This is a genomic window from Aeromonas sp. 19NY04SH05-1 (assembly GCF_040581895.1).
Lineage (GTDB): Bacteria > Pseudomonadota > Gammaproteobacteria > Enterobacterales > Aeromonadaceae > Aeromonas > Aeromonas enteropelogenes.
The window spans coordinates 3,040,063-3,065,252 of sequence record NZ_CP095328.1 but is presented as its reverse complement, the minus strand read 5'-3'; the positions used below and the strand labels follow the sequence as shown (position 1 = coordinate 3,065,252).

Sequence of the window (25,190 nt, the reverse complement as noted above, 5' to 3'; positions counted from 1 at the left end):
AATATAACGGGTAATCCAATGAAGAAAACGATTTTATTTGGTGATAGTGAGAGTACTCAGGATCCGCTTCTGCTGGATCTCAATGCGCTCTATCACCCGCCCAAACAGCCGCTAACGGCGCTTGGTATCGTCAGTGCCCTGGTGCCCCTGTTCGGGTTTGGCTGGCAGGCGATGACCCAGGACTCGCGCACCCAGCTGCAACACGAGATCGCAAAACGCATCAACAAGCGCCGCAGCGACGAGGCAAACCTCATCCTGATCCTGCAACTGGCCGCCATGTTTGACTGCCGGGAGCTTGAGGTGATACTGCCCTACGCCTTGAGCGACCAGCAGTTGACGGCGATCCGTACCCGTTTGCCACTCTGGCTGCTGACCCCGGAGCCGGCACGCCTGCTGGCCCACCTGCCTGCGTCATCTTCTGTCTCCCGTCAGGCTTAGCTTCAGGCCGGCTGATCCCACTTCTGCGGGGCGAGATAACGCTCCTGCACGAATTCGATAAAGCAGCGCACCTTGGCCGAGACGAAGCGCCGGTGCGGATAGACCGCATAGAGCCCCACCTCGCCCTTGTTCCACTCGGGCAGCAAGCTCACCAGCCTGCCATCGTTCAGGGCCTCCCCCACGATGAAGGTGGGCTGCAATATGATGCCCTGATCATCACAAGCGGCGCGGGTCAGCGCCACCCCGTTGTTGGCGCGAAGCGGCCCCTGGGGGCGCACGCTTTGTGACTCTCCATCCCGTTTGAAGTGCCACTCCGGCTGGGTCAGGGTGTAGACGAGGCAGTCGTGCTGCCTGAGATCGTCAGGGCTCTTTGGCATGCCCTTGCGGGCCAGATAGGCCGGGCTGGCGCACAGCTCCAGCCGGATCGTCGCCAGCTGGCGCGCCACCAGGGAGGAGTCGCTCAGATGGCCGATCCGCAGCGCCAGATCGAACCCCTCTTCCACCAGTGCCACCCGCCTGTCGCTGTATTCGATATCCAGCTTGAGATCGGGGAAGCGCTCGCGAAACAGCGGCAGGGCGGGGGAGAGGTGCAGGTAACCAAAATCCATCGGCACCGACAGCTTGAGAGTGCCGTTGGGCTGCTGGTTGTGGTGGGTGAGCTGGCTGTGGGTCTCTTCGAGCTCCGCCAGCAAGGCCTGCGAGCGCTGATAGTAGAACTGGCCCGCCTCGGTGGGATTGACCTGGCGGGTGGTGCGCGACAGCAGGCGGGTGGCGAGAGACTCCTCCAGTTGCTGCATCAGCTTGGAGGCCATGGCCACCGAGATGCCGAGCTGATGGGCCGCCTTGGTAAAACTCTGGCACTCCACCACCTTGATGAAGGTGCGCATGGCGGCGATCTGATCCATTTTCCATCCTCAGTAAATAATTAATTTAATAAATCACTGATTATTCATTCAGGCAAGGAGGTTAGCATTTTGTTTACCGATGTGAACCCAATGAAGGAACGAACGGATGAAAATGACCAAGGCCCTGCTGGCCTCCTGCCTGTTTATGGCGACCCCCCTGATGGCGGCCGATTACGATGTCGATGCGGCGCACACCACGGTGCAGTTCAAGGTGGGCCACCTTGGCTTCTCCGAACTGGTGGGCCGTTTCAACACCTTCAGCGGCACCTTCAGCATGGATGACGCCAACCCGACCGCCGCCAAGGCGAGCTTCGAGGTGGATGCCGCCAGCGTGGACTCCAACCACGAGGCCCGGGACAAGCACCTGCGCAGCCCGGATTTTCTCGACGTGAAGCAGTATCCCAAAATGACCTTCGTCAGCTCCGCCTATGAAGGCAGCAAGGATAAGGGCGTGCTCAAGGGTACCCTGACCCTGCACGGCGTCAGCAAGGAAGTGGCTTTCGATCTGGTCAAGATCGGCGAGGGCAAGGATCCCTGGGGCGGCTATCGCAGCGGCTTCAACGCCTCCACCACCATCAAGCGCAGCGATTTCGGCGTGAACTACATGCTGCCGGGCATCCCTGACGAGATGGCTATCCAGCTGTTTGTCGAAGGCGTGCGCAAGTAATGGGCGCGGCACTTCTGCTTCAAACCCTGGCGGCCCCCTTGGGGGCCGCTTTGCTGTCATGGCGCTGGCCGCGCGCGGCGTATCTGTGGGGGGCGCTGGCCCTCTGGCTGGTGGGCTCTCTGCTGGGCGGTTTCTATAGCGTGCCGGTCAAGGCGTGGCAGTGGCTGCCGCTGACTCTGCTGGTGCCCGCCATCGCGGCCCAGCTGGCGGACAAGCGCGCAGCCTTGCTGCTGTTTGCCGTGGCGGGTGCCCTGGTGTGGTGGCAGGGGCTGGCCTCTGTGCTGGCTGGCGAGCCGCGCATCTGGCTGGCGCTGCTGCCCGCCATCGCCTGGTACGGCGTTGCCGCCTGGCAGGGGGATAGTCGCGAGGGGCTGGGTTTTGCCCTCGGCTTTGTCTGGCTGGCGCTGGTGATCGGTATCGATGGCAGTCTGCTGATCGCCCAGCTGGCGGGGGCCCTGGCGGCATTGACCGGTTTTCGGGCGCTACTGGCCACCTTTGCCGGGGCGAAAGTGGCGCCTGCCGCCCTGGCGTTGGCGCTGGCCTTCGTCCAGATGCTCGCCTGGCAATACGTGGAGGTGCCTTTGAGCGTCTTGCTGCCGGTCTGGCTGCTGCCGCTGCTGGAGTGGGGGCTTCGCAACACCCGGTGGCAGACCCGTTGGGGGATCCTGATCCTGCTGGCCGGGGTGGGGACTGGCATCAGCCTGTGGTGGGTCTGGCCCGAGGCTTCTCTTTACTGAGTTTTTGCATAAAAAACAGACAATTATGAGCATTTTTGCATACCTGCTCATACTCTTGGCAGATAATGATTGAGCCGCCTATGTGTTTAAGATAAAAAGGATTTTCATTTCACTGGATACACACAGAACCCGGTCATGCTGGGTTCTGTTTGCCTGCTTTGCGGCACATTAAGGAGGCCACAGTTGCGCAGTCAAGGATCTGAGCATCTGTTTTTTCGCCATTTTATCGATCAGGGACGTATCGATGGTCTTTGCATCCTGCTGGTCACCCATCTGCTCCCCGACCGTCCCCGCTTTATCGAAGCCCTTGGCCAGATGGGGCGCATCGCGGCCATCCTGCCAAAGCCCAAATCGGTGCATGCGCCTACCCTGGAGTGGGTCTCCCGCCACTATCCCGTCTGTACCCTCAACCGCCAGTGGACCAATGATCCCGATGGTGTCATCGCCCAGATAGCCCCGCTGGTGGCCCCCCACGAACGACTTATCATCCTCGATATCGGCGGTTATTTTGCCAAGACACAGGCGACCCTGAGCGAGTATTTCGGCCCCCGTTTTCTCGGCGTGGTGGAGATGACCGAGAATGGCCATCAGCGCTACGAGCAGGAGGTGCTGGCGACCCCGGTCGTGTCGGTGGCGCGCAGCCCCCTCAAGCAGGCCGAGGATATCCAGATTGGCCTGAGCGTGGTCTACTCCGCCGAATCGCTGGCCCGCACGCTCAACCGAACCTTCAATGTCTGCGAGGCGGCGCTGTTCGGTTATGGCAAGGTGGGGCGCAGCATCGCCCGCGATCTGCGCTGCCGCAACCTCCATCTGGGGCTGGTGGAGACGGACGTGCTACGCCAGGTCGAGGCGCTCTCCCACGGCTTTCGCCTGATCACCAAGGAGGAGGCCCTGCGCCGCGCCGAGCTGGTGATCTGCTCCACCGGCAATGGCTCCCTCGATCTCGCGGATCTGCAGGCACTGCGCCCGGGCACCATGGTGGCCTCGGTCACCTCCGCCGACGACGAGTTCGCCTTCTGCCTGGCCCGGCTACCCTGGCCGAGCGAGGAGGTGTGTCCCCATGTGCTGGCCCTCAACCGTCCCGATGGCAGCCAGATCTATCTGCTCAACCGGGGCGAGGCGGTCAACTTCGTCCATGGCGCCGTCATCGGTGAATACGTCTATCTGGTGCTGGCGGAGATCATGGAGGGGATAAGGATGCTGGCCGCCGGCCCCCTGGCTCCCAGCCTGCTGGAGCTGCCGGAATCCACCATGCGGGCCATCGCCCGCCACTGGCTGACCGATTTTCATGGAGTGACCGAATGAGCGACTTGTCCATCCCGGGCGGCAAACCCCGCATCGAGATCCGCTACTGCACCCTCTGCCGCTGGATGTTGCGCGCCGCCTGGCTGGCCCAGGAGCTGCTCTCCACCTTCGACAGCGAGCTAGGTGAGGTAGCCCTGGTACCGGCCAGCAAGGGTGAATTTCGCATCCTGGTGAATGGCGTGCAGGTGTGGGATCGGGTGGCTGACGAGGGCTTCCCCGAGGCCAAGGAGATCAAGCAGCGGGTGCGCGACATCATCGCCCCCGATCGCGACCTTGGCCACGCCGATCGCAAGCCGGCTGCCGAGTAAGGGGACGCTGGTCCTGACAAGGGCAAGTGCCAGAGGCAATAGAAGCATACGAAAGAGGGAGGCCGCGGCCTCCCTCTGTTATTGCGGCGCACCTCTATTGTGGCGTTCGCCCGTCGCCAGGGATCAGCTCCACGTCCTGTGGGTTGCCGATATAGCGGGCCCGCTTGTGGGGCTTGATGCGGCTCACATCCACCCACACCAGGCCGTCGATGCAGTGATTGAAGTCGGGGTCGATGCCAAAGTCCATGAACTGCACGCCTCCCGGTTCGCACAGCTCGGAATACTGCTTGTAGAGGGTGGGAATGGCGCAGCCCAGATTGTCGAGACGGGCCTTGAGCTCCTTGAGATCGGCGCCGTAATCCGTGCCCGCGAACAGCTGTGTCGTCATGGGGTAGGGGCGACGCGAGGGAGCCAGCGCAAGCGTGGGGGCAAAGTGCTGGCGATAGAAGCTTACCAGCAGATCCTTGGCTGCCGGCGGCAGGCTGCCGGACAGCGACACCGGGCCAAACAGATAGCGGTAGTCGGGATAGCGGGCCAGATAGGCGCCGATGCCAAACCAGAGGTAATCCAGACCCCGCTTGCCCCAGTAGGCGGGCTGGATAAAGCTGCGGCCCAGTTCAATGGCCTGCTCCAGCCGTGGCAGCAGCTTCTCCTCGAAGCCAAACAGGGTGTGGCTGTAGAGGCCGCCGAGCCCCTTGCTGGCCAGCAGCTCGGCCACCGGGGCGAAACGGTAGGCGCCTATGATGTCGAGCCTGGCCGGATCCCAGAGGATGAGGTGGTAATAGTCATCGTCAAAGCCGTCGAGATCCCGCCGCTTGCCCGAGCCTTCCCCCACCGCCCGAAAGGCGATCTCCCGCAATCGACCCAGCTCGCGCAGGATCACCGAATGACCCGTCTCATGGCGGCGATAGAGCAGGATGGATTGGCCATCCAGGGTGTGGCCGAGCACCTCGCAGCGATCGATGGCCTGCTTGAGCAGGCGGCGATCCTCCGGCAGGGCGATGGGGGCCTCGGTCGCAAGCTTGCCCGCCTGTCCCCGGCCGATGCGATAGAGGTGGCTTCGCACCAGCCGCGCCGCCGTTTTGGCGGGCAGCTCGCCAAGGCTGGAGGGGGGGATCCTGGCCCCGATGGTCATCGGCAGTGTCTGCCCCTGCTGGCGGAACAGCTGGCGAACCAGCAGCAGGCCGGAGGCCGGTTTGCTGAGCCAGGAGAGAAGGTAAAAGCCGAGGCTGTTGCGCCCCCCCAGATGGACGGGTACCAGCGGGGTACGGGTGCGCTGGGCCAGCTTGATGAAGCCTCCCTGCCAGGGGCCATCCTTCACTCCCTTGGGCCCGAGGCGCGATACCTCGCCGGCGGGGAAGATCACCAGCGCCCCTTCCGCTGCCAGGTGTTCCCCCATCGCCAGAATGGCGCGCCTGTCCGTCTTGCCTCCCAGGTTGTCCACCGGCAGCAACAGGGAGCGCAGCGGCGCAAGCTGCGCCAGCAGCTGGTTGGCCACGATTTTCACATCGGGGCGGATGCGGCCGAGCAGGCGCAGCAGCGCCAGCCCGTCGAGAGACCCTATGGGGTGGTTGGCGACGATGATCACCCGGCCACTGGCGGGGATGTGCTCCAGCTGCGCCTCGCTGACCCGGTAGTCGAAGTCGAGCTGGGCCAGCACCTGTTCGACAAAATCGAGTCCGCGCAGGTGAGGGTAGCGGCTGGCAAACTGCTGGAAGGCCTGTTCGTTGAAGAGCCAGGCCAGGGCCCGCTTGCTGAGCGGGGCGAGTGCGGGGGAGCCATGCAGGCGGGGAAAGTGCTGGGCAAGCAGGGTATCGACACTGAACATCTGGGGCGCTCCGGCGAGGATTTGCCCCATCATGAGGGTGATCTGTTCCCGCCGTATGGCAGCGGGATGACAGTTTGATGGCAGGGCGAAGGGAGTCGCCCTGCGGGTTATCGGCGAGGATCAGCCGCGCCAGGCTGCCGTCAAGCGAACCAGTTCCACCAGGGTAGCGACCGCTTTTTCCATGGATTGCAGCGGGATGAACTCGTGCTTGCCGTGGAAGTTGTGGCCACCGGTGAAAATATTCGGGCAGGGCAGCCCCATAAAGGAGAGGCGGGCACCGTCGGTGCCACCGCGGATCGGCTTGACCCTGGGGCTCACGTCGGCCGCGATCATCGCCGCCTTGGCCAGCTCCACAATGTGCATGTGCGGCTCAATCTGGCTGCGCATGTTGCGATAGCTGTCGGTCAGGGTGAGCTCGATGCGGGCCTTGGGGTACTCGGCCTGCATGGCGGCGACCCGTCGCTCCATCTCGGCCTTGCGACTGGCAAACCCCTCGTCGTCGAAGTCACGGATGATGTAGTGCAGGGTGCACTCCTCCACAGTGCCGTTCATCTGGGCCAGGTGGAAGAAGCCTTCGTAGCCCTCGGTACACTCGGGCGTCTGCCCGGCCGGCATGGCGGCGTGGAAGCGGGCGGCCAGAGTCTGGCTGTTGATCATGCTGCCCTTGGCGGTACCCGGGTGCACGTTGTTGCCGACAAAACGGATGGTGGCGCTGGCGGCGTTGAAGTTCTCGTATTCAAGCTCCCCCAGTTCGCCGCCATCGACGGTATAGGCCCACTTGGCCGGAAATCTGTCCAGTGGGAAGAGGTTGGCGCCGCGGCCTATCTCCTCGTCCGGGGTGAAGCCGACCCAGATATCGCCGCGAGGGATCTCGGGGTGAGCCTGCAGATGATCGATGGCGGTAAGGATCTCGGCGATGCCCGCCTTGTCGTCGGCACCGAGCAGGGTAGTGCCGTCCGTGGTAATGAGATCCTGGCCCAGGTAGTTTTTCAGGAAACGGTAGTCGCGGATGGTCAGCACCTCGTCACCCTTGCCAAGGCAGATATCCCCCCCCTGGTAGTTCTCGATGATCTGGGGCTCCACGTGCTCGGCCTCGTAATCGGCGGTATCCATGTGGGCGATAAGACCGATGTCGGGAGCCTCTGGCTGGTTGCCCGGCAGACAGGCGGTGAGGTAGCCGTGTTCGTCCAGAGTGACCCGGGTCAGCCCCAGGGCTTCCATCTCTTCCTTGAGGACTCGGGCAAAGACCAGCTGGCCTTCACTGCTGGGACAGGCGGGATTGGTCTCGTCAGAGCGGGTATGAAAAGTCACGTAACGCAAGAAACGCTCAAGCAGGGTATCCATTATTAGCCTCCGGTAATGAAGGGTCATTGTGGCCAATCCCGTTTTCTCGCTCATTGCGTCAGCGCAGGTTTTCTCCATTTTTTATGTCGGGGCGTCACTCCCTGACGCGGGTGGGCCCGCGCTGCATAAAGCGAAGGGGTTTCAGGATTTTTAGGCGCTGGCAAAGACCCGCTTTTTGGCTGCGAGGCCCGCCTGGTCAGGGTTGCCCGTCATGGCGGAAAAACGTGACTCTTTTCAGGGGTAAAGGAGGGGGAGCGAATGAGGCGCTATCCCTGATGGCGCCTGCCTGGCAGCGATATTCGCACGGGTGAAAAAAAGGGGATTTGCAACGCGATTTTTTATTGTCACGGCCGGCCTTAAGTGTGTACACTCCGCGCCGATCCAAGGGTAACCCTGACGCAGGCAGAGGCCGCCAGACACCCGGACGATCACACGCCTATAGGGCGAGGCACGCAGAAACGACAGACACTGCTGGGGAATAGTTTCTTTAATACCGGTTAGGCTCCGGTATCAGGGAGAACAACAGACTCTCATTTTGCATTTGACCGAGTGAGCCGACGGCTCATCATCTTCCCTTGTCATGGGCGGTCACTGGAAATGGGTTGGCTGTGGTTGTTGTCGTCTATCAACACGCATGCGTGCTGGCGCCTTCGCATCTCTTCCTTGAACCTCTCTCCTGCTGTCGTGATGGCTGCCGAATGATGAACAGACTGCGTGGCTGATGCTGTCTGTCATCAAAGTACCGCGGTACTACGGCATCGTAGCACCGCATACCGTTGAGCTTGATGTAAAGCCACCAGCCCCACATCAAGACTCGTTACTTCCCAAAATCCACCAGGCAGCCTTGGCTTGCCGCAAATGGTCTGGATGTGATTGAGGGTAACGAAGGCGGCCACTGGCCGCTCATTTGCGAGGCATAGCCCATGACTAACTGGTCCAGCAAGGACTCCTTGAAGGTCTACAACGTTCCCTACTGGGGTGCGGGTTTTTTCAATATCAATGACGCCGGTCATGTGACCGTTGCTCCCGACAAATCACGCCCTGATGCACAGATCGTGCTCTCCGACGCCATCGAACAACTGCGTCAATCCGGGCTGACCACCCCTGTGCTGCTGCGCTTCCCCGACATCCTCAAGAGCCGGGTCGATGCGCTGTTCAACGCTTTCGGTCAGGCCATCGAGAAGTCAGGCTATGAAGGGGACTACCTGTGCGTTTACCCGATCAAGGTAAACCAGCAGCGCCGCGTCATCGAGACCATCAGCCAGTCCTACAGTGACAAGCCCCGGCTTGGCCTGGAAGCTGGTTCCAAACCGGAACTGCTTGCCGTGCTGTCCCATCACCATGAGCAAGGCTCGGTGATCGTCTGCAACGGCTACAAAGATCGCGAATATGTCCGCCACGCCCTCCTGGGCAACTTGATGGGCCACAAGGTCTACATCGTGGTGGAGAAGCCCTCCGAGCTGGAAATGGTGCTGGACGAGTCAGCTCGCCTCAACATCAAGCCCAACATCGGGGTGCGCGCCAAGCTCGCTTCCACCGGCTCCGGCATGTGGGAATCGAGCGGCGGCTCCATGTCCAAATTTGGCCTGTCCGCCTCCCAGATCCTGGCGCTGATCGAGCGTCTGCGCAGCGTCGGCAAGCTGGACTGCCTGCAACTGCTGCACTTCCACCTGGGCTCCCAGATCGCCAACATCCGCGACATCCAGGGTGGCATCCGCGAGTGCGGCCGTTTCTACGCCGAACTGCGTCGCCTCGGTGCCAACATCGAAGTCGTTGACGTAGGCGGTGGCCTGGGTGTGGACTATGAGGGCACCCGCTCCCAGAGCCACTGCTCCGCCAACTACAGCCTCTCCGAGTACGCCAACAACGTGGTGTGGGGCATTGGCGACGTGTGCCGCGAGTTCGACCTGCCGCACCCGACCATCATCAGCGAGTCCGGCCGTGCCCTGACTGCGCACCACGCCGTGCTGGTGACCAACATCATTGGTGCCGAAGGGGTGGAGGTGAACGACATCAGCGCCCCGGACGAAGACGCGCCCACCATTTTGCAGAACATGTGGAAGGGCTGGCTGGATCTGCGAGGGGAAGATCCCTCCCTGCTGGAGATTTTCCACGATTCGGTGGCGGATCTGGCAGACGTCAACACCCAGTACACTATGGGTCTCTTGAACCTCGAGCAGCGCGCCTGGGCCGAGATGCTGCACCAGAACACCTGTCTGGCGCTCAAAGAGCTGCTCAACCCGGTCAACCGCAACCACCGTGCGCTGGCTGACGAGCTCTCCGAGAAGCTGGCCGACAAGTGCTTTGCCAACTTCTCCCTGTTCCAGTCCTTGCCGGATGCCTGGGGTATCGGTCAGGTGTTCCCGGTGATGCCGCTCTCCGGCCTCGAGCGTCCGCTCACCCGCCGCGGCATCCTGATGGACATCACTTGTGACTCCGACGGTCAGGTGGAGCACTACGTCGATGGTCTGGGTGTGGAAAGCACCCTGCCGATGCCGGTGTATGGCGAGCACGAAGAGTGCCACGTCGGCTTTTTCCTGGTGGGCGCCTATCAGGAGATCCTCGGCGATCTGCACAACCTGTTCGGTGACACCCACTGCGCAGAAGTGTGGCTGGACGAGGAAGGCAAGATGGACATCCGCAACGTGGTGCGCGGCGACACCGTCGACCAGCTGCTGCGTTACGTCAACATCGACCCGTCCGTCATTCGCGAGAATTACCAGCGGATCGTCTCCCACCCGGCGCTGGACGACGCGACCCGCAAGGCCCTGCTCGACGAGTTGGAGCTGGGTCTGCAAGGCTACGCCTATCTGGAAGACGAATAAGCGCCCGCGCTTGACCGTTGCCGCGATGGCACTAAAGAAAAGGGAGGCAGATACCTCCCTTTTTTCATATCTGAGCGCTCATGAGCCCAGAGCCTGGTGCAAGTCATGCTGCAACTGTTTGCCATCTTCTCCTTGCAGCGTCACCACTCCAAGCTGGACGGCAGTCTCTATGGTGAGGGTGCCGGCCAGCAGGGCATCGAGGGCGGCTTCGCTCAACAGCATCACCCTGTCATCTGCATGTGGCCCGGGGGTGTGCAACTGCAGCAGCAGTGACTCCTTGCCACGCAGCCTCGACCAGAGTCCGGAGTCGACCAGCAGGATGGAGACGCCGCCCCTGACGCCGGCCTGCTGGAAGCGGCTCTTCAGGGCCTGCAGCCAGGCCTGGCTGCGGGTAAACCCCGCCTCGCCGGTGAGGGGGGGCAGGCGGGCCAGTCTGTCATCATTGACCGCCGCCGCGGTCGCCATGGCAACGTCGAGCGTACCGGGCCAGCTCTGTTCAAACGGATTGGGGTAGAGTGCGTCATAACCGCAGGTCTGCCCCATCCCGGGGATGAGGCAGAGCAGGGTCATGCACACGCGCAAGGTGCGTCGCATCATGGGGTCACTATGTTGAACCAGAAGTTGAACTTGTCGAGCAGGCCGACGAAGTCGCTGAAGGTCTGCTGGTCGCCCTGAATCTTGATCTCGCCGCTGGCGATCTTCTGCTCCAGCGTGCCCTGGCCCAGCTGGATGTCGTCCAGGGTCTGCTTGCTCAAGGTGAGGGTAACATCCGGCTTGGCGGCATAGCGGGTGGTGTGGTTGAGTACGGCGTTCTCCAGGCTCAGGGTGTGTTTCTCCCCGATGTCGGTGAAGTCCATGTTGATGACCATCTTCTTGCCGGCCGCTTTCTCCGGATTGATGCGTACCGCCAGATAGTCGAACAGCATGCTGGGACTCATGGCGCGAATGGTATCCGGCGAGGCGGTAACGGTACCGCCAGCAGTGGGCACGCCGTTGCGCAGCTCATAGGCCCCCTGCAGATAGACGGAGCGCCATGGGCCGGACTCGGCCTGATAACCCAACTGTTCGAGCGCATCGGCCAGCAGCAGCTTGCCCTCCTGGTTGTTGGGGTTGGCGAACACCAGATGCTTGAGCACTTCCGCGACCCAGCGATATTCCCCCTTGTCGAACGACGCCTTGGCTTTCTTCAGCAGCGCTTGCTCACCGCCCATGAACTCGACGTATTTGGGGCCGACCATCTCGGGTGGCAGGTTGTCCAGATCGGAGGGATTGCCGGAGTACCAGCCCATGTAGCGCTGATAGACGGCCCGGCTGTTGTGGCGCAGGGTGCCGTAGTAACCGCGGTTCGGCCAGAAGTCGTTGAGCTCGGGGGGCAGAGCTATCTTCTCCGAGATCTCCTCACCCGTGTAGCCCATGTTCATCAGCCGCACCGACTGATCGTGGATGTACTTGTAGAGATCCCGCTGCTTCTTGAAGTAGTCGACGATGCTGGCATTGCCCCAGCGCGGCCAGTGGTGGCTCTGGAACTTGACCTGGGCCTGGTCGCCCCAGGTTTCGATGGTCTCGTTGAGGTAGCTGGACCACTTGAGGGCATCGCGCACCTGGGCGCCGCGCAGGGTGAGGATGTTGTGCATGGTATTGGTGGTGTTCTCGGCCATCCAGAGCGCCTTGCTGTCCGGAAACCAGGTGTTCATCTCGGCCGGTGCTTCGGTGCCCGGGGTCATCTGGAAGACCATCCGTACGCCATCCAGAGTAACCTCTTCCCCGGTCTTGGTGATGAAGCGGGTCGGCAGCAGCAGGGAGGGCACGCCGGTGGAGGTAGTCTGCCCCAGGCCGCCGTTCACGCCTCCCTGGGCATTGCGCGGCAGCAGGGCGCCATACATGTAGACGGCGCGGCGGGCCATGGCATTGCCGGCGATGACGTTTTCCGAGACCGCATGCTCGGTGAACCCTTCGGGGGCGATGATCTGAACCCCGTTCTTTTTCACCTCGTCCGGCGAGTTGAAGAGGCCGGCTGCCCCGCCGTAGTGATCCACGTGGGAGTGGCTGTAGACCACGGCGCTGACCGGCCGTTCGCCCAGGGTCTTGTTGATGAAGGCGAGGGCCGCCTTGGCGGTCTGCGGCGAGATCAGCGGGTCGAAGACGATCCACCCCTTGTCACCCTGGATGAAGGTGATGTTGGAGAGATCAAAGCCGCGGATCTGGTAAATCTTGTCGGTCACCTTGAACAAGCCGTACTCCATGTTCAGCTGGGCATTGCGCCACAGGCTCGGGTTGACGGTATCCGGCGCCGTCTTGTCCAGGCCGATATAGGTCTTGTATTGCTCCAGATCCCATACCACGTTGCCCTTGTCATCCTTGATGGTGAGGGTATCCGGTTTGGCGATGAAGCCGCGCCGGGCGTCCTCGAAATCCTGCTTGTCGTTGAATGGCAGGGTGTGCAGCACATTCTGGTTGGCCTGAATGGTAAATTCGCTGGCCGGCTTGGGGTTGATGACGGCCCAGGCCGGCTGCAACAGCAGGGAGCCGGAGAGGCATAGGGTGACAATGGTATGCGTCAAGAACTTGAGCTTCATCTGTCTTTCTCCAGATTGTGGTGGGTAGGCAGGACCAAGTGTAGTCAGACTCTGATGCCTCCCAGTAAACAGGGTGAGTGACGGGTAGCCGAGATGACGTCAGCCATGGCAGGCGCTATCCGGACCCGGAGTGAAACGTTGGGCGAGAGATGCCCCCTGACGACATGTCCCATGAACATGGTCAGCATCGCTCTGTTAGTCGGGCGTTGCGGCATTGCGCCGAGGGCACGGCAACGGGTTAGGCACCAGAGTAGCGAGGCCGGCGGCAGCAATCATTGCAGCCGGCAATAAACGACAGTTAAGCAGCCGTTAAATGAGGGGGTCAGCTTGCGGCAATCAGGTGCAGTTGGCGGATAAACCACTGGAGGGCGGGATCCCGGCCCTGCGCCTGGTGCCAGCTGAGATAAACGGGGCAGTGGCTGGAGGCCCAGGGCAGCGGAAAATCCTTGAGCCGCAGGGTGTCGCGCACCTGTTCGACATGCCACTGGCTGACCACGCAGAGCCACTCGGTCTGGCTGACCAGGGAGAGGGCGGTGAGCAGGGCATTGCTCTCGTAGGCAATCTTGCGGGGAGGCAGGGCCTGGCTGCTGAGGCTGCGGATGACCCAGTCATCCTTGCGGCGCACATCCCAGACCACGTGCTCTTCGGCAAAGAAGGTTTCGAAGTCGAGGCTCTCCCCGATGCGCGGATGATCGGCGCGACAGGCCACCCTGAGCTCCAGGGTCAGCAGGGACTCGTTGCAAAAGCCGGTCTCTTCCAGCGCCGTGCTGGCCAGTACCAGATCGATGTTGCGAAGGCGCAGCGCCTGCTGACGCAGGTGCTCTTCAAACATGCCGGGCACCGACTCCACCCGGCAATGGGGCGCCACCCTGGCCAGATGGGCGAGCAGCGCCGGCAACAGCAGGAGATCGAGGTCCGGGTGGCTGGCAATGCGAAAGATGCGCTGGCTGGTGAGGGGATCGAACGCCTGATTGAGCAGCAGGGAGCGCTCCAGGGTGTGCAGAGCGGTGCGGATCTCTCTGTGCAGTCCGAGGGCGCGGCTGGTGGGGATGATCCCGCGTCCCTCGCGGCGAAACAGGGGCTCGCCGATGAGGTCGCTGAGCCTGCGAATGGCCTGACTGATTGCGGCCGGGGTCATCTCCAGGCTGGCGGCGGCGGCCGATACCCCCTTCTCGGTCATGACGCGATCGAAGATGCGAAACAGGTTCAGATCTATGTGCGGGTAGGACATTTATGCATCCTCTGCTTGCCTGGTCGATATGGCGCAGGCGCCTCATGCCGGTGAGGCTGCCCATGATGTGAAGGGTGCCCAGGAGATTGCTCATCTTCCATTCAGCCCGATGTCATTGTGGCGGACATGGCTGACTGAGAACTTAACAGGAAGCAGATGGCCGTCAATGGGCGATAAGCAGCGTCTATCGGAACTTTTTTGCTGACAAATCGCGGTGTCGCCACCCGGACTTGATCTGTATCAAGTTTGTAACGCTCTGGTTACTTTACGGTCGAAAATGATGTTGGTGGTATGACACAAAAGGAAGCTTGTATGGAACTCAAAAGGGACCCGAGATGCTATACCGATGTCTGTATCGACGGTAAGTGGTATCACTATGATCACTGCAGCACGAACGTCTACATGCTGATGGGCGGCGCCGCCCCAAGCCTGCAATTGGCCTATGAACCGAGCAGCGAAGAGGAGCTGGTGGAGATGCTCCGCCAGCTTGCCCGCATCTGACTATCCTGTTGGCCATCGGACGCCTTGTCGCTATGGCCATCTTCTTTCCTCGTCAATGGCCCGCTTTTCGATCGAACAATCCCTTGCCAGCTTCCAGCAGTGCCGTCGCCGCGGCATAGGCTTCGTCTGATTTGCCTATTTCGTCAGCCACATAGAGAAAGCCGGACTGGTACTTCTCCACCGCCTCTGTCGGGCTTTGGGCATCGATAAAATCCTCCCGGACCTCGAATCCCTGGGCCAATAACGCCTCTTTCTCAATCAAAAAAGTGGGGGAGGCCATGTCGATAAAGGTGTATTGCTGCCGGTTGGATGCCGGAATGGTGAAAAACTGGTATCTCGCCATCTGAAATTCCTTGCCTGAACGAGGTGATAGAGGTTGGCTCTTTCGATCTGTCGTATCTGGCCCTTGCCTCGAACTCCCTGATTCGGGAGAGCGGGTTGGCCATGTTTTGTTTTCGTTCGAGACTACGTCTTTGTCCCCCAGCCAAGCAAGACGAGATAGTTGTTTTTGTGCAGGGAGGTTGAGCTGGCTCTCATCCGGGCCTTGATAGCGGCGAGTTGCCAGGCGAAGTCGCTATCCAGAAAAAGGGCCACCCGGGGTGGCCCTTTTGTTGTGTCGTCACCGCGACTTAATTGAACGCCAGGAAGGGCGATACGCAGAGCAGCAGACCGGTGATGATGATGATGTAGAGGGAAGTGCCCTTGTACTTGTGCAGCGCCGGCACCTGATAGACCAGATAAGCCGGGATGAGGCAGCCCACCATGCCGAAGATGGGGCTGCAGATGGAGGTAAAACTCAGCACGGGGGCGTTGAGCACGATGGCGCCCCAGGAGAGCATGACGGTAAACACCATGATCCCTTTGCCTACCAGATCCCTGTTGATGCGCTCATCGGGCATGACGCGGCGCAGCAGGTTCATGGTCAGCCCCTGGCAGGCTTCCCGAAAACCGAGATAGACGCCGAAGTAGGCGGTCATTACCGCGAAGATGTTGAGGGTCAGGCTCAAGAGTTTGAGGGTCTGGCCCGGCACGCCCTGTGCCACCATGGCCAGCGCCGAGATGTTCTCCTCGGAGGCTTTGACCGCCTGCTCGTGGCCCATGGCCAGGGTAAAGGAGATGGCGTAGAAGAAGACCACCACGAACAGGATGCCGAAGGCGATGTTCATGGCACGCATGGCCTTGAAGCGGGCCACCTCCAGGGATTTTTCCCGCGAACGGTAGGAGATCACCATGGGGCTCAGGCTTTGGATAAAGAGGATGGAGGTCAGGGTGAAGGGGAGCATGATGACGGCATCCTTCATCCAGTGACCGACGGTGGGCATGGCGGTGATATTGGCCGTATCCCATTTGTCCACCATCATCAGACCGAGCAGGGCTACCACGCTGATCTTGGTCAGTACCATGAAGCTGGAGATCTTGAACAAGAGGTTCTCGCCACGGGATGCCAGCGCCACCAGGGCGCAGATCAGTACCAGACCGTAAAGCGGGTTTTTCGAGAGCAGGGTGTCGGTGATGCCGAAGCTATGGAGGAAGGAGGCGCTGTCATTGGTGATGGCGGTGGAGTAGACAAACACCCAGATCACCAGCATCACGAAGTAGAGGGCGCCGAGCAGCATGCCCCAGTTTTTGCCCAGGTAACCCGTGATGACGCTGGGGTAATCCTTGCACTCGGGGGAGGTGGCCAGGGTATTGATGAAGAGGCGCTGGAACATGTACATGGCCGGATAACCGATCACCGCCGACAGCAGGAAGACCCACAACCCCATCAGCCCCACCTGTACCGGCAGGAAAACGATCCCCGCCCCGATGGCCATGCCGATGCTCATGATGATCCAGCCCCAGTCGGTGCTGTCAAAACGAACCGCCTCTTTCCATTCCAGTGTGCCCATCAGCGGGCCCTTGTGTATTGCGCTACCCGTGCCAGTGGCGGGCTGGGTGGTTGCCGTTGTGTACATATCTAGAGTCCCTTGTTTTTGTAATGGCAATGAATCTGGTGCAAATATAGTTGAATAAAAAGTTGGCAGACAATGCTCTTATATCCAAAGAAGGAGGTCGATCACGCTTTTTGTTTACAATAAAACGGAATTTATGACTACATCTTTAGTTTTTAGTTGAATAACTCAATTAATAAGCAAATAATGTTGAGTGAAAGCAAAACAATGTTTGCAAAAATAATTGCATATTAAGGAGTGGCGATATGAAGAAACAGGTCATAGTGGCGAATGCCGCACCCGATGCCATCGGGCCCTACAGCCATGGCACTGCCTATGGCGATCTCATCTTTACCTCCGGTCAGTTGCCGGTCTGCAAACAGCAAGGGGGCGTGGTGGAAGGGGGCATCACGGCCCAGAGCCAGCAGGCGCTGGAAAACCTGAAATCCGTGCTGGAGGCGGGTGGCGGCTCGCTCGATACCGTGCTCAAGACCACCTGTTACCTGGCGGAGATCAGTGATTTTGCCGCATTCAATGCGGTTTATAAACGCTATTTCCAGCAGGATTGTCCGGCGCGAAGCTGTTTCGCGGTGAAAGATCTACCCATGGGGGTCAGGGTGGAAGTCGAAGCCATCGCCCATATCGCCCGTTAATGCACACAGAAAGGTTCTCGCAATGAAACAAGCATGGCAGCAGTATCTGAAGATTATTCAACAGGTTGTCAAACCGGCGCTGGGCTGTACCGAGCCCATCGCCGCCGCTTATGCCGCGGCCGTCGCCGCCCGGGCGCTGGGGTGTGAGCCCGAGCGTCTGGCGGTGGTGGTCTCGGACAATCTCTACAAGAACTCCATGGGGGTCTATGTACCCGGCACCGGCAAGATAGGGCTGGCCATCGCCGCGGCAGCCGGCGCCATCGGCGGCAAGGCTGATGCCGGGCTCGAGGTGCTGGCTGCCATCACCCCGGAGCAGGTGGCCCGTGCCCAGTCCCTGATCGACGCAGGGTCCGTGCTGGTCAGTCGCACCGAGGCCCCTGAGTTCATCTACTGCCGGGTGACAGTGTCCGGTCATGATGAGCAGGGCGAGGAGCACAACGCCGAGGTGACCCTGTGCGGGGGGCATACCCGTATCGTCGAGCAGCGTCTGGATGGCGAGGTCACCTTCGCGGCGGACTTGGCCCAGAGTGGTGCCACCGGTGCCATTTGCGACGGGGTCGACATCAGCATCGCCGCCATTCATGAGTTCGCCACCCAGGTGGAGTTTGAGCAGATCCGCTTTATCCTGCAGGCCTCCGAGCTCAACGGCAAACTCTCCGACGAGGGGATGAACAACCCTTATGGCCTCGAGATCGGCCGCACCATGCAGCAGAACATCCAGGCCGGCCTCATCGGCGAGGATGTGATGAACCGCATTGTGATGCGCACCGCCGCCGCCTCCGACGCCCGCATGGGGGGCGCCAGTCTGCCCGCCATGAGCAACTTCGGCAGCGGCAATCAGGGTATTGCCGCCACCATTCCCGTGGTGGTGATTGCCGAGCGCTATGGCGCAAGCGAAGAGCAGCTGGCTCGCGCCCTCATCATGAGCCATCTGGGCGCCATCTATATCAAATCCCACTATCCGCCGCTGTCGGCATTTTGCGGCAACACCGTCACCAGTGCCGCCGCTGCCATGGCCATGGTCTATCTGGCGGGGGGGAGCTTCGAGCAATCCTGTCATGCCATCCAGAACGTGCTGAGCGACAGTGCCGGCATGGTGTGTGACGGGGCGAAAGCCTCCTGCGCCATGAAGGTGAGTACATCCTCCAGTGCGGCGGTGCGCGGCTTCCTGATGGCCCTCAACAGCCACTCGGTTTCGGGGCAGGGGATCGTCGCAGGCAACGTGGAACAAACCATCCGCAACGTCGGTCAGATGGTCAAGGACGGCATGGCTGCCACAGACAGCACCATTATTGATATCATGTCTGCCTGAGTGTCCCTGTCGGCTGCTGCCCGGCGCCCCGAGTCCGGCGCAGCAGCCCCTGCATTAAGGTCCCAATGTGAAGCTGCAAGAGTTGAGTCCGAGTGATTTCGAGATCCTCAAGGCGATGGAAAACATAGTGGATGGCATCGCCGCCATGTATGGCCAGCATACGGAGGTATTGCTCCACAGTCTGGATGCGCGCAACCCCTCGATCATAAAGATTGCCAACGGCCATATCACGGGCCGCAGCGTCGGTGCTCCCATCACCAACCTGGCGCTGATGAAGCTCAAGAGCGGGCAGGATATCTCCAGCCCCTACCTGACCAAGTGCGCCACCGGCAAGACGCTGCGCTCCCTCACCACCATCATTCGCAATGGCGAGCACCAGCCGATCGGCATGCTGTGCATCAACACCGACATGGATGCCCCGCTGCAATCCGTACTGCGGGCCATGATGCCCGAGTGCATGCATACCCACGAGAACTCCACTACCCCCGAGGTGTTCGCCCGCAACATCGACGAGGCCCTCAACAGCACCATCGACACCATCAGCAGCGAGGTGCGTGGCAACGAGGCGGTACCGCCATCCCAGAAGACCCGGGTCATCGTCAACCAGCTGCACGACATGGGGATCTTCGAGCTCAAAGACAGCGCCCAGATCGCCGCCCGCCAGCTCGGCATCTCGGTGCACTCCATCTACCGCTACCTGCGGGAGATCAAGAAGGGGTAATCTGGGGCCACAACGTCAAAAGTGGCCGCGTAACATCCCGAATGGGTTTTCCCTTGCTGCCAACGAGCGCTTTTTATGCAACGTATTCTGTTTGTTGAGGATGACCCCGAGATTGGCGAGCTGATCAGCAACTGGCTCGGACGTCATGAGATGGAGGTGATCCTGGAGAGCAGGGGAGACAGGGCGCTGGCCAGATTCGAGGCCGAACAGCCTGATCTGGTACTGCTCGATATCATGTTGCCGGGGCTCGATGGCATGTCCCTGTGCAGGGCATTGCGACCGCGCTTTGGCGGCCCTATCGTCATGCTCACCTCCCTCGACAGCGACATGAACCAGATCCTGAGCCTGGAGCTGGGGGCGAACGACTATATCCTCAAGACCACGCCCCCGTCCGTGCTGCTGGCCAGGTTGCGGGTGCAGTTTCGACAGCACCAGCAGGCGCCGCAGCCGGTGGCGGTGACCTCGGTGCCCCAGACTCTGCAATTTGGCCGTCTGTGCGTCGATGGGGCGGGGCGGGATGTGCGGCTCGACGGTCAGAGCATTGCCCTCTCCACCGCCGATTTCGATCTGTTGTGGGAGCTGGCCTGTCACGCCGGCCAGATCCTGGGGCGGGAAGCCCTGTTCCAAAGCCTGCGAGGCCGGGAGTATGACGGGCTGGATCGCAGCATGGATGTCGCCATCTCCCGCTTGCGGCGCCGGCTCGGCGATGACACCAATAACCCGGTGCGCATCAAGACGGTCCGCCAGAAAGGCTATCTGTTCGTGCCCCACGCCTGGGAATAACCGGGAGCAGCAAGGAGCATCATGCGCCGCCTCTTTATCCAGTTTTATCTGTTGCTGATGGGCTGCTTCACCTTGGCGATCTTGCTGGTGGGCATGGTCTATCAGGTGACCGCCGAGCGGGCGGGGGATCGCTATCTGGAGCGGATGATGCAAGGCTCTCTGGGCCTGTTGACGGGGGAGCTGGCCAAGCTCTCTCCCGAACTCTGGCCGGAGCGCCTGCGGGTTCAGAGCCGTCAGCTCACCCTGCCGCTCAAGGTCGGGGCGCTGGCACAGCAACCGCTGGCACGGGAGGATCAGGCCTTTCTTGCCGCGGGCAATATCGTGATCGTCGAAGAAGATGACACCTTCTTGCAGCGCATCCCGGGTACCGAACAGGTGCTGATCGTCGGCCCCGTGCCCTATCTCTCTTATCTTCATGAACTTCACTGGGTTGATGTGGGGTTGCTGCTGCTGATCGGGCTCTCCCTCGGGGTGCCCATCCTGCTCTGGTTGCGCCCCCACTGGCGCGGTTTGCAACAGCTGGAACGCACGGCCCGTCTGGTTGGCGACGGCGATCTCTCCCGTCGCACCAACCTGCCGGCGGGGAGCAGCCTGGCAAGGGTGGGGCGAACCTTCGATGAGATGGCCGCCCAGCTGCAGGCCATGCTGGCCAGTCGCAAGCAACTGACCGATGCCATCGCCCATGAGTTGCGTACCCCGCTGGTCAGGTTGCGCTATCGCCTTGCGATGCTGGAGCCACAGCCAGCCGCGCCGGATCAGCAGGCACTGGAGCGTGATCTGGGGGCGCTGGATGCCCTGATCGAGGAGATGCTCACCTACGCCAGACTGGACAGGCCCGAGATGCCGCTGCAGCGCGACGAGATTGAGCTGGGTGCGTGGGCACGGCAGCACAGCGCCGACTGGCAGGCGCTGCGGCCCGATAAAGAGCTGGTTTTCGAGCTTCAGCCTATCGACATGCCCTGGTGCGGCGATCAACGGTTGCTGGCCCGTGCCGTGGAGAATCTCATCGGCAATGCCCTGCGCTATGCCGAGCACAAGGTCGTCTTCACCATCTCGCGCTTGCAGGATCGTTACCTGCTGGAGGTGAGTGACGACGGGCCCGGTATCGATCCGCAACTGGCCCCGCAAATCTTCGAGCCGTTTGTCAGGTTGGACAAGAGTCGTGACCGCCGCACCGGTGGCAGCGGCCTCGGGCTGGCCATTGTGCGCAGCATTGCCCGCCATCACGGGGGAGAGGTGGCCCTGCTGCCCGGTGACGGCGGTGCCCGTTTCTGCCTCACCCTGCCTGTACATTTGGATACAAACCGTCACCAACCACTCACGGAAGCGCGGCCGCCCTCCCTTTAGGATGAAGTCATGGAGAAGGCTCCATGACACCCACCTGAATAAGGAAAATGAAGATGAAAAAGATCATTCCCCTGACCCTGGCCGCCGTTTTCGCCCTCACCTCCGGTTTCACCATGGCTGCCACCCCGACCAAGTCTGCGGCGCCGCAAACCACCCAGACCAAGGTGGTGAAAAAACACCATAAAGCAGCTCATGCCAAGGCGCCGGCCGTCAAGGTAGCCCCGACCACCAAATAATCGCCCCCTGCCGGCGCGATAAAACACAAAAGGGAGGCTGATGCCTCCCTTTGATGTTGTTAGTCCCGATAACTGCCGTTCGATTGAGTTGTGAGCAAGGGGTCTGCGAGTTGCGCTTCATTTCATCCGCGAGGGTTCTGTTTTGGGTAGCAGGTAGCCTGCGAGATGCCCGTTTTTGCCGCAGTTCAACACATCAGAGCACCTAATCCCGGCAAGATGAGGTATCTTATGCCCCGATTTCATCCATCAAACGGATAAGAGACAACACATGATCATCAAACCCAAGGTTCGCGGCTTTATCTGCACCACCACTCACCCGGTCGGGTGCGAAGCCAATGTTCGTCGTCAGATTGCCTATACCCAGGCCAAGGGCACCATCGAGAATGGTCCCAAGAAGGTGCTGGTGATCGGCGCCTCCACCGGTTATGGCCTGGCGTCCCGCATTGCCGCCGCCTTTGGCTCCGGCGCCGCCACCCTCGGCGTCTTCTTCGAAAAAGCGGGCAGCGAAACCAAGACCGGTACTGCCGGCTGGTACAACTCCGCCGCCTTTGACAAGGCCGCCAAGGAAGCGGGCCTGTATGCGAAAAGCGTCAACGGCGATGCCTTCTCCAACGAGTGCCGTGCCAAGGTGATCGAACTCATCAAGCAGGATCTGGGTCAGGTTGACCTGGTGGTCTACTCCCTGGCCTCTCCGGTGCGCAAGATGCCGGAAACCGGTGAAGTGGTGCGCTCAGCCCTCAAACCCATCGGCGAGGTCTACACCACCACCGCCATCGACACCAACAAGGATCAGATCATCACCGCCACCGTCGAGCCGGCGAACGAGGAAGAGATCCAGAACACCATCACCGTCATGGGCGGTCAGGATTGGGAGCTGTGGATGGCTGCCCTGCGCGATGCGGGCGTGCTGGCCGATGGCGCCAAGTCCGTGGCCTACTCCTACATCGGTACCGATCTCACCTGGCCCATCTACTGGCATGGCACCCTGGGCCGCGCCAAGGAAGATCTGGACCGCGCCGCCAGTGCCATCCGTGGCGATCTGGCCGCCAAGGGTGGCACCGCCCACGTGGCCGTGCTCAAATCCGTGGTGACCCAGGCATCAAGCGCCATTCCGGTGATGCCGCTCTATATCTCAATGGCGTTCAAGATCATGAAGGAGAAGGGCATTCACGAGGGTTGCATGGAGCAGGTGGATCGCATGATGCGCACCCGTCTGTATGGTGCCGATCTGGCGCTGGACGAACAGGCCCGCATCCGCATGGATGACTGGGAACTGCGTGAAGACGTGCAGCAGACCTGCCGCGATCTGTGGCCGTCCATCACCAGCGAGAACCTCTCCGATCTGACCGACTACACCGGCTACAAGCAGGAGTTCCTGCGTCTGTTCGGTTTCGGCTTGGACGAGGTGGATTACGATGCGGATGTGAACCCGGACGTGCAGTTCGACGTGGTCGAGCTGTAAACCGGTTGTTCGTGAAAACAGGGCCCTGCGGGGCCCTGTTTTTTTATGGCCGTCTACCGATTTTATCGAATCAGTACGAGTCCTTTTTGATGGTGTGCCCAGATGCCTGTGAGTTAGGTTGCAAAATGGTGTGGCGGCCTCTTTCGCCGCCATCGCCGCGGTGCTATTACTGCTGGTAATCTTTGTTATAACTCGGTTTTTTGCAAAAAACGGACGGTGTTCCGGCGTGTCACGGATGACGGCAAGATTTGGATTGAGCCGGTTGACCCAATCCCGTGACAGGGCGTGGCCATCATGATGGGACCTGGCGGTCAATAGGGAGAGGTTATGGGGCATAGAGGGATCATCAGGCTGGCAGGGATGCTGCTGGCCCTGCTCATGGTCAATAGCGGGTGGGCGGCGGAGCCGAGGCTGGAGCCGACCGAGCAGGAGCGGGCCCAGACCCTGACCCTGTTTCACGAGCCCATCGTGATGCTGCAAGCGAAATTCGGCCGCCTGGACGGGGCGGCCCGGGTGCGGATCGTCAAGGAGCGGGTAAGACAGCTGCAACCCGAGGATTTGACCCATCCAGTGACCGTGGTCAGCTCGACCCGACTCGGTCAGGAGGCCAGGGAATTCAGGATCCATGACAAGCACCTGCTGGTGCTGCTGGAAAAGGATCTGGAGTGGCTCGATGAGCTGACCCTGGATCAGGCCGCCGAGCGGGTACGGTTGCGGCTGGAGAATGTGCGGATCAAGGTGCTGGAGCTGCACTCCAACGCCTATCTGATCAAGGCCGCGGGCAAGACGGTGCTGGTGACCCTGATTTTTCTGGTGGTGGTCCAGCTGCTGCGGCGGGGTCACCTGCGGGCGCGCCGCTGGTTTGCCAACAACCTGCTGCAGCAAAAGGGGCTGATCCCCCATCAATGGCGTCAGGTGCTCGGCAATCTGGAGATCCGCGTCATCGGCGTATTCACCTTGCTGGTGATCCTGCTGCTCACCTATGGCTGGCTCACCTATGTGCTGGGACTGTTCCCGCATACCCGGGTTTGGAGCGAGCAGTTGGGCTCCTCCCTGCTGGGGCTGTGCAGCGACATCCTGAGCGGGATCATCGCCGCCATGCCGGGGCTTGCGACCGTGCTAGTCATCTTCGTGCTGACCAAGCTCTTTATCCGCATGCTGGCCGTCATCTTCGAGCGCATCGAACGCGGCCAGTTCCGGGTGCAGGGGTTGCACTCCGAGACGATTGGGGCGACCCGCCGTCTGCTCTCCGTGGTGATCTGGCTGTTTGCCCTGACCGTCGCTTACCCCTATCTGCCGGGGGCGGATTCGGACGCCTTCAAGGGGGTGAGCGTCTTCTTCGGTCTGATGGTGACTCTGGGCTCGGCCGGGATCATGAACCATGCCATGAGCGGCCTGGTGCTGATCTACTCGCGGGCCTTGCGGCCGGGGGATCTGGTGCAGATAGGGGAGGTGGAGGGGGTCGTCACCGAGCTGAGCGCCCTCTCGACCAAGCTGGTGACCCGTCATGATCACGAGGTGACTCTGCCCAACGCCGTGGTGGTAGGGGGCAAGGTAACCAACCTGAGCCGGCTGTCGAGCGACAAGGGTATCGCCCTGCTCACCAAGGTCACCATCGGCTATGACACGCCCTGGCGCCAGGTGCATGCCATGCTGGAGCTGGCGGCCAGGCGCTGCCAGTTGATCAACCAGGAAGAGGCGCCTCTGGTGCGTCAACTCAATCTGCAGGACTGGTATGTGGAGTACGAGCTGCAAGTACGGATGAAAGAGGGGCTGTTGCCCGGCCCGGTCAGAACCGAGTTGCACGGCCACATCCAGGATGTGTTCAACGAGTTCGGGGTGCAGATCATGTCCCCCAATTTCGTCGCCCAGCCGGAACAAGCGGTGCTGGTGCCCCAGGAGAATTGGTATCAGGCCCCTGCAGTGCCGCCCGCCGAGGTGGCAACCGGGGAAAAAGGGAAGAAATAACTCACAAAGCGGGCCTCGCAGTGCGAGCCTCCCGCCATAAAAAAATCCGAAGCGGTGCAGGCCGCTTCGGATTTTTTATCTTTGCTCTGCGACCGTGGAGAGGAGGCAGATC

At 61.0% G+C, this 25,190-nt stretch carries 23 protein-coding genes; 15 read left to right on the top strand and 8 right to left on the bottom strand.

Features of this window, described 5'->3' with window-relative positions:
• Positions 1 to 18: 18 nt before the first annotated feature.
• On the top strand, positions 19 to 438 hold the full coding sequence (locus MRK42_RS13975; protein WP_338610622.1) for a hypothetical protein: 420 nt from the start codon (positions 19 to 21) through the stop codon (positions 436 to 438).
• Positions 439 to 440: 2 nt separating this feature from the next.
• On the opposite strand, the gene MRK42_RS13970 is transcribed toward MRK42_RS13975, so the two are convergent.
• Positions 441 to 1,343 (bottom strand): LysR family transcriptional regulator, encoded by a 903-nt coding sequence (locus MRK42_RS13970; RefSeq protein ID WP_201941006.1) that lies wholly within the window; start codon positions 1,341 to 1,343, stop codon positions 441 to 443.
• Positions 1,344 to 1,449: 106 nt separating this feature from the next.
• Here MRK42_RS13970 and MRK42_RS13965 point away from each other — a divergent pair, with 106 nt between their 5' ends.
• The 4 genes from MRK42_RS13965 to MRK42_RS13950 all read left to right on the top strand — a co-directional run bounded on the left by MRK42_RS13965 (position 1,450) and on the right by MRK42_RS13950 (position 4,360).
• Positions 1,450 to 2,010, top strand: a complete 561-nt coding sequence (locus MRK42_RS13965) for a YceI family protein (RefSeq protein ID WP_042027448.1) — start codon at positions 1,450 to 1,452, stop codon at positions 2,008 to 2,010.
• The gene (locus MRK42_RS13960) at positions 2,010 to 2,747 is read left to right on the top strand and encodes a hypothetical protein (RefSeq protein ID WP_225631697.1); all 738 of its coding nucleotides are present in this window, start codon (positions 2,010 to 2,012) and stop codon (positions 2,745 to 2,747) included. Before MRK42_RS13965 ends, MRK42_RS13960 begins: the two co-directional genes overlap by 1 nt.
• Before the next feature lie 183 nt (positions 2,748 to 2,930).
• On the top strand, positions 2,931 to 4,052 hold the full coding sequence (locus MRK42_RS13955) for an adenosylhomocysteinase (RefSeq protein WP_042027443.1): 1,122 nt from the start codon (positions 2,931 to 2,933) through the stop codon (positions 4,050 to 4,052).
• Positions 4,049 to 4,360 (top strand): SelT/SelW/SelH family protein, encoded by a 312-nt coding sequence (locus tag MRK42_RS13950; RefSeq protein ID WP_061475777.1) that lies wholly within the window; start codon positions 4,049 to 4,051, stop codon positions 4,358 to 4,360. The genes MRK42_RS13955 and MRK42_RS13950 overlap by 4 nt, the downstream gene beginning before the upstream one ends.
• 94 nt (positions 4,361 to 4,454) lie before the next feature.
• Here the strand turns inward: MRK42_RS13950 and MRK42_RS13945 are convergent, their stop codons facing one another.
• Both MRK42_RS13945 and pepT read right to left on the bottom strand, forming a co-directional pair.
• Complete coding sequence (locus MRK42_RS13945) at positions 4,455 to 6,188, bottom strand: lysophospholipid acyltransferase family protein (RefSeq protein WP_338612491.1); 1,734 nt, start codon at positions 6,186 to 6,188, stop codon at positions 4,455 to 4,457.
• A gap of 120 nt (positions 6,189 to 6,308) precedes the next feature.
• Positions 6,309 to 7,532, bottom strand: coding sequence for a peptidase T (pepT, locus tag MRK42_RS13940; RefSeq protein WP_338610614.1), 1,224 nt, complete (start codon positions 7,530 to 7,532; stop codon positions 6,309 to 6,311).
• A 923-nt stretch (positions 7,533 to 8,455) separates the two neighbouring features.
• Between pepT and speA the strand changes: the two genes are divergently transcribed.
• The gene (gene speA, locus MRK42_RS13935) at positions 8,456 to 10,357 is read left to right on the top strand and encodes a biosynthetic arginine decarboxylase (protein ID WP_338610612.1); all 1,902 of its coding nucleotides are present in this window, start codon (positions 8,456 to 8,458) and stop codon (positions 10,355 to 10,357) included.
• Positions 10,358 to 10,435: 78 nt separating this feature from the next.
• Here speA and MRK42_RS13930 read toward each other — a convergent pair whose 3' ends face one another.
• The 3 genes from MRK42_RS13930 to MRK42_RS13920 all read right to left on the bottom strand — a co-directional run bounded on the left by MRK42_RS13930 (position 10,436) and on the right by MRK42_RS13920 (position 14,164).
• Positions 10,436 to 10,954, bottom strand: a complete 519-nt coding sequence (locus MRK42_RS13930; RefSeq protein ID WP_338610610.1) for a hypothetical protein — start codon at positions 10,952 to 10,954, stop codon at positions 10,436 to 10,438.
• Positions 10,951 to 12,933 (bottom strand): alkyl sulfatase dimerization domain-containing protein, encoded by a 1,983-nt coding sequence (locus MRK42_RS13925; protein WP_338610608.1) that lies wholly within the window; start codon positions 12,931 to 12,933, stop codon positions 10,951 to 10,953. Before MRK42_RS13925 ends, MRK42_RS13930 begins: the two co-directional genes overlap by 4 nt.
• Positions 12,934 to 13,255: 322 nt before the next feature.
• Entirely contained in the window at positions 13,256 to 14,164 is a 909-nt protein-coding gene (locus MRK42_RS13920) for a LysR substrate-binding domain-containing protein (protein ID WP_338610606.1), read from the bottom strand.
• Positions 14,165 to 14,476: 312 nt separating this feature from the next.
• Here MRK42_RS13920 and MRK42_RS13915 point away from each other — a divergent pair, with 312 nt between their 5' ends.
• Positions 14,477 to 14,665 carry a hypothetical protein gene (locus tag MRK42_RS13915; protein ID WP_026456536.1) on the top strand — a complete coding sequence of 63 codons (189 nt, stop codon included), beginning with the start codon at positions 14,477 to 14,479 and terminating at the stop codon, positions 14,663 to 14,665.
• A 52-nt stretch (positions 14,666 to 14,717) separates the two neighbouring features.
• Here the strand turns inward: MRK42_RS13915 and MRK42_RS13910 are convergent, their stop codons facing one another.
• Both MRK42_RS13910 and MRK42_RS13905 read right to left on the bottom strand, forming a co-directional pair.
• On the bottom strand, positions 14,718 to 15,008 hold the full coding sequence (locus MRK42_RS13910) for a hypothetical protein (protein ID WP_201977996.1): 291 nt from the start codon (positions 15,006 to 15,008) through the stop codon (positions 14,718 to 14,720).
• A 286-nt stretch (positions 15,009 to 15,294) separates the two neighbouring features.
• Positions 15,295 to 16,554, bottom strand: a complete 1,260-nt coding sequence (locus MRK42_RS13905; RefSeq protein WP_201978494.1) for an amino acid permease — start codon at positions 16,552 to 16,554, stop codon at positions 15,295 to 15,297.
• A gap of 308 nt (positions 16,555 to 16,862) precedes the next feature.
• On the opposite strand from MRK42_RS13905, the gene MRK42_RS13900 reads away from it, so the two are divergent.
• From MRK42_RS13900 to MRK42_RS13865, 8 genes are all read left to right on the top strand, one after another.
• The gene (locus MRK42_RS13900) at positions 16,863 to 17,249 is read left to right on the top strand and encodes a Rid family detoxifying hydrolase (protein WP_042027430.1); all 387 of its coding nucleotides are present in this window, start codon (positions 16,863 to 16,865) and stop codon (positions 17,247 to 17,249) included.
• A gap of 22 nt (positions 17,250 to 17,271) precedes the next feature.
• On the top strand, positions 17,272 to 18,561 hold the full coding sequence (locus MRK42_RS13895; protein ID WP_338610599.1) for an L-serine ammonia-lyase, iron-sulfur-dependent, subunit alpha: 1,290 nt from the start codon (positions 17,272 to 17,274) through the stop codon (positions 18,559 to 18,561).
• Between the two features lie 67 nt (positions 18,562 to 18,628).
• Positions 18,629 to 19,282, top strand: a complete 654-nt coding sequence (locus MRK42_RS13890) for a PAS domain-containing protein (protein WP_042027428.1) — start codon at positions 18,629 to 18,631, stop codon at positions 19,280 to 19,282.
• Positions 19,283 to 19,357: 75 nt separating this feature from the next.
• Complete coding sequence (rstA, locus tag MRK42_RS13885) at positions 19,358 to 20,065, top strand: two-component system response regulator RstA (RefSeq protein ID WP_338610596.1); 708 nt, start codon at positions 19,358 to 19,360, stop codon at positions 20,063 to 20,065.
• A 21-nt stretch (positions 20,066 to 20,086) separates the two neighbouring features.
• Positions 20,087 to 21,412 carry a two-component system sensor histidine kinase RstB gene (rstB, locus tag MRK42_RS13880; protein ID WP_338610594.1) on the top strand — a complete coding sequence of 442 codons (1,326 nt, stop codon included), beginning with the start codon at positions 20,087 to 20,089 and terminating at the stop codon, positions 21,410 to 21,412.
• A gap of 53 nt (positions 21,413 to 21,465) precedes the next feature.
• Positions 21,466 to 21,648 (top strand): hypothetical protein, encoded by a 183-nt coding sequence (locus MRK42_RS13875; RefSeq protein ID WP_026456445.1) that lies wholly within the window; start codon positions 21,466 to 21,468, stop codon positions 21,646 to 21,648.
• A 268-nt stretch (positions 21,649 to 21,916) separates the two neighbouring features.
• Positions 21,917 to 23,110: an enoyl-ACP reductase FabV gene (gene fabV, locus MRK42_RS13870; RefSeq protein ID WP_338610591.1), complete on the top strand. Its 1,194-nt coding sequence runs from the start codon at positions 21,917 to 21,919 to the stop codon at positions 23,108 to 23,110.
• 327 nt (positions 23,111 to 23,437) lie between these two features.
• Entirely contained in the window at positions 23,438 to 25,078 is a 1,641-nt protein-coding gene (locus MRK42_RS13865) for a mechanosensitive ion channel domain-containing protein (protein ID WP_338610589.1), read from the top strand.
• Positions 25,079 to 25,190 lie beyond the last annotated feature (112 nt).